Source organism: Deltaproteobacteria bacterium (assembly GCA_009929795.1).
In the GTDB taxonomy this organism is placed as follows: Bacteria; Desulfobacterota; Desulfovibrionia; order Desulfovibrionales; family Desulfomicrobiaceae; genus RZZR01.
In genome coordinates this window covers 1-4190 of sequence record RZZR01000184.1, presented here as the reverse complement: position 1 = coordinate 4190, position 4190 = coordinate 1, and the positions used below count along the sequence as shown (strand labels likewise).

The 4190-nt window shown below is 61.0% G+C and carries 6 protein-coding genes; 3 read left to right on the top strand and 3 right to left on the bottom strand.

All coding sequences use genetic code 11. The features are described from left to right. The 3 genes from EOM25_12735 to EOM25_12725 form a co-directional block, all read right to left on the bottom strand. On the bottom strand, positions 1-263 hold a 263-nt coding region (locus EOM25_12735; protein ID NCC26040.1), incomplete at its 3' end, for a cyclic nucleotide-binding domain-containing protein. 79 nt (positions 264-342) lie between these two features. After that, a complete protein-coding gene (locus EOM25_12730) occupies positions 343-2121 on the bottom strand; it encodes a cation acetate symporter (GenBank protein ID NCC26039.1) in 1779 nt (592 codons plus the stop codon). A gap of 34 nt (positions 2122-2155) precedes the next feature. Further along, complete coding sequence (locus EOM25_12725) at positions 2156-2413, bottom strand: DUF4212 domain-containing protein (GenBank protein NCC26038.1); 258 nt, start codon at positions 2411-2413, stop codon at positions 2156-2158. 296 nt (positions 2414-2709) lie between these two features. On the opposite strand from EOM25_12725, the gene EOM25_12720 reads away from it, so the two are divergent. From EOM25_12720 to EOM25_12710, 3 genes are all read left to right on the top strand, one after another. Then, complete coding sequence (locus EOM25_12720; protein ID NCC26037.1) at positions 2710-3096, top strand: hypothetical protein; 387 nt, start codon at positions 2710-2712, stop codon at positions 3094-3096. A gap of 31 nt (positions 3097-3127) precedes the next feature. After that, positions 3128-3388 (top strand): hypothetical protein, encoded by a 261-nt coding sequence (locus tag EOM25_12715; protein ID NCC26036.1) that lies wholly within the window; start codon positions 3128-3130, stop codon positions 3386-3388. Further along, positions 3388-4190, top strand: an 803-nt coding sequence (locus EOM25_12710) for a cation acetate symporter (protein ID NCC26035.1), incomplete at its 3' end; no start/stop codon positions are given. The genes EOM25_12715 and EOM25_12710, both read left to right, overlap by 1 nt.

Sequence of the window (4190 nt, the reverse complement as noted above, 5' to 3'; positions counted from 1 at the left end):
CCCCGGTAATCCACCAGGTTTTCAAGGCCTTCCTTGTCTCTCAGGTAGAGCTTGACTCCGCCTTTTTGAACCAGGTGAAGATGTTCAACGGGTGTTTGTCCTTGAATGAAGATCATGGTGCCGGTGGGATAAAAATCCACGGTGCATTCCCGGCAGACCTCGTCGAGGTCCTCGGGATCGAGCTCAGAAAAGGGCAGGGTGGCCCGGAAAAAATCCCTGGCCACGCCCGGTGCGACTTTGTGGACGCTCTGTTTGACCCCCATGGTGACTCCTGTTCGAGATCCGACCCTCCACGTCGAGCAGGATAGGGGAGGGTCAGATCTTCGGGTTTGGATTTGGCGACTAGTGGTCCACGGCCGCGCCGGCGCCCCTGGGAGTGCGCACGCTTTCGACCAGTTCCTGGATCTCGGCCGGAGGCGGCGGGGTGAAGGACGATACGGCCACGGTTACCAGGAAGTTGATGAGCATGCCGACGACGCCGATGCCCTCGGGGCTGATGCCCAGAAACCAGTTGCCCATGCCCATGAACTTGGTCTGGACGATGTAGAGCATGGTGAAGCCAATGCCGCAGATCATGCCGGCGATGGCCCCCTCCCTGTTGGTCCGGGTGGTGAAGATTCCCAGGATCAGGACGGGGAAGAAGCTGGATGCGGCCAGGCCAAAGGCCAGGGCCACCACCTGGGCCACGAAGCCCGGCGGGTTGATGCCGAAGTAGCCGGCGACAATGACGGCCACACCGATCATGATCCGGCCGATGGTCAGGCGACGCTGCTCCGAGGCCTTGCGGTTGATGATCCGGTAGTAGAGATCGTGGGATATGCTGGAGGCGATGACCAGGAGCAGGCCCGAGGCCGTGGACAGGGCCGCGGCCAGGCCGCCGGCCGCGACCAGGGCGATGACCCAGGCCGGCAGGTTGGCGATTTCGGGGTTGGCCAGGACCATGATATCGTTGTCCACATAGAGTTCGTTGGCTCCCGGTGCCAGCTGGTTGGTGTAGACGGGCTGGCCGACGGGGCCTGTCTGTCCGGCGGCCAGGGCTGGCTTGCCGATCATGGACGTGCCGGCCCTGTACTGGATGATGCCGTCATTGTTCTTGTCCATCCAGGCGATGAGGGCCGTCTTTTCCCAGTTTGTGAACCAGGTAGGGGCCTCGGCGTAGGCCACGTTGTTCAGGCTGTTGATCATGTTGTAGCGGGCAAAGGCCGACACAGCCGGGGCGGTGGTGTACAGGATGGCGATGAACAGCAGGGCGTAGCCGGCCGAGACCCGGGCGGCCTTGACCGTGGGCACGGTGTAGAAGCGGACGATGACGTGGGGCAGCCCGGCCGTGCCGACCATCAGGGCCAGGGTGATGCAGGCCACGTCGAGCATGGACTTGGAACCTGGGCCGAAGGCCTGGGTGTATTCGGCGAATCCGAGATCCTTGTTCAGGGCGTCCAGGGTGGTGAGCAGCCATTGCCCGGCGTCAGAGCCTTCGGTGATCATGCCGCCGAAGCCCAGCTGGGGGATGGGGTTGCCGGTGATCTTCAGGGAAATGGCCACGGCCGGGATGAGAAAGGCCAGGATCAGGACGCAGTACTGGGCGACCTGGGTCCAGGTGATGCCCTTCATGCCGCCCAAGCCGGCGTAGAAGAAGACGATGATCATGCCGATGACGACCCCGGTGTTCACGTCCACTTCGAGAAAGCGGCTGAAGACGATGCCCACGCCGCGCATCTGCCCGGCCACGTAGGTCAGGGAGGCGAAGATGGCGCAGCACAGGGCCACGACCCGGGCCGTGTTGGAGTAGTAGCGATCACCCACGAAGTCGGGCACGGTGAACTTGCCGAATTTGCGCAGGTACGGGGCCAGTAAGAGGGCCAGCAACACGTAGCCTCCGGTCCAGCCCATGAGGTAGATGGCCCCGGAATAGCCCATGAAGGAAATGAGTCCGGCCATGGAGATGAAGGAGGCGGCACTCATCCAGTCCGCGGCCGTGGCCAGGCCGTTGGCGATGGGCGGCACCCCGCCCCCGGCCACATAGAATCCCTTGGTGTCCTTGACCCTGGAGAGCCAGGCTATGGTCAGGTAGATACTGAAGGTCAGCCCCACCATGATGTAGGTCCACATTTTTATCGACATGATCGTGTCTCCTTATTCTCGGCGGTGGCGATGCTCATTCGTGCACGTCGTACTTGCGGTCCATCTTGCCCATGAGATAAACATAGACGAAGATGAGAATGACGAAGGTATAGATGGAGCCCTGTTGAGCGAACCAGAATCCCAGGGGAAATCCGCCGAGTCGGATCGTGTTCAGGACCTCTACGAAAAGGATGCCGCAGCCATAAGATACGACCGCCCAGATGGTGAGGAGTACGGCCATGAGCCGGACGTTTTTTTTCCAGTACTCAATGCGCATTGCCTTGTGGTCCATGATGTCCCTCCTTGGTTTGTGGAAACTGCCTTTCCCGGCCGTCTGGCGACTTTCGGCCAGGATGAATCACTACATGGACCCGGTGGGTGCCGCACCCTTTTTTTGGTGAATGGCAAAGATGGCTTCCAGCGGTCTGAATCAGGCCCTGTCTTGCCTCATGGGGGCCAAATTTGACCGCGCACGTCCATAAATGCGCCGCTGATGGCCGAAGCGACCGTTCGGCCTTGCATCAAGGCCATTGGCGGGCGTAGACTCGATTCCTGTCCCGCGTTCCAAGATCACAAAAGGAGGCCGCCATGAAAGGATACGTGGTTCTGCTGGCCGTACTTTACGCCGCCATGGCGTTTGTGAGCGGCGTCAGGCTGCTTCATCCCCTGCATTTCTGGACCGTGGCGCGAGATTTGGCGACCATGGTTGCTTTCAGTCTCTGTCTGGTCGGAGCCTTTGGGCTGGCCTGGGGTCGAACATGGTGGACGCCTCGTCATTGGGTCATGGCTGGACAGGCCACCTTGATTCTGGGCGGTCTGGCCGTGATCCTCTTCGGTTATGGCGAATTGTTCGGGGTTCCCACCCCCCAGGGCCGGCCCGGACTCCTGCACATGGGCATGGTCTTTCTGCCTTATCTGCTGTTTGCCATCCCGGTCATCCTCTACGGCAGTTCCCAAGAAAAGGCCGGCGAGTGACTCATCCCTGCAATGATCCGGAGGATTGGACATGAATGCTGAACGGGTGGAACGGCTTCGAAAGCGCCAGCTTCGCCTGGCCCTTGGGATGGGCCTGCCATATCTCGGCCTGGTGGCCGGGATGTTCGTTTTTTTCTATATCGGGGGCCGAAATTTTGGCCCGGTGGAGGAGCTGCCCCTGCGGTATTGGCTGTCAGCCGTGGTCGTGTACCCGGTCGGGTGGGGGCTCTATGCCTGGTTCGCGCGGCGGTCGGCGGCCCTGGAGCGGAACCTGGAAGGGGATGACAGATGATGGCGGCCATCTATCAGAATCCGGCCACGATTCTGACCATCGTCGGCCTGATGCTGGCCTTCACGGTGGCCAGCACCTGGATCTTCCGGGCCCACAAGGTTTCAGCCGATTATTATCTTCCTGGACGGCGGGGCAGCCATCTGGTCAATGCCTCGGCCATTTCCAGCGACTATCTTTCGGCAGCCTCCTTTTTGGGGGTGGCGGGAATCGCCTTTCTGGAGGGATTCGACGGGATGGTCTACGCCCTCGGCTTTTTCGTGGGATATCTGACCCTGTTGATCCTCCTGGCCGGGCCGCTGCGCAAATTCGGCCGCTACACGGTGCCGGATTTTGTGTCCGTCCGGTTCCACTCCAAAACCGCCCGACTCCTGGGAGTGGCGGGAGTGCTGTCCATTTCCCTCTTTTATATGGCACCGCAGATGCTGGCCGCAGGCAAGATCCTGGGCCTCGTCCTGGGGCTGGACTACCGAACGGCCATCGCGGTCGTGGCCCTGGCCATCACGCTTTATGTGTCCGTGGGTGGCATGAAGGGCACGACGGTCACCCAGGTGGTTCAGTTCTGGATTCTTTTCGGCTCCATGTTCCTGTTGGCATTCATCCCATGGGTTCTTCACGGCCTGACCTATGGCCAGGTCGTGGCCTCCATCGCGGCCTTTGACGCAGGAGGGGTGGGTGCATTCGACGGTTCGGCCTTTGTCGCCCCTGGTTTCGCCCTGATCGGCCCGGTGGAGGCCCTGTCTCTGCTTCTGGCCCTGATGTGCGGAACGGCCGGATTACCCCACATTCTGGAGAGGTATTTCAC

Bases quoted from the DNA above. Each gene is read 5' to 3' on its own strand.
- EOM25_12725 (NCC26038.1), bottom strand. From the start codon at position 2,413: ATGGACCACAAGGCAATGCGCATTGAGTACTGGAAAAAAAACGTCCGG.
- EOM25_12720 (NCC26037.1), top strand. From the start codon at position 2,710: ATGAAAGGATACGTGGTTCTGCTGGCCGTACTTTACGCCGCCATGGCG.
- EOM25_12730 (NCC26039.1), bottom strand. From the start codon at position 2,121: ATGTCGATAAAAATGTGGACCTACATCATGGTGGGGCTGACCTTCAGT.
- EOM25_12715 (NCC26036.1), top strand. From the start codon at position 3,128: ATGAATGCTGAACGGGTGGAACGGCTTCGAAAGCGCCAGCTTCGCCTG.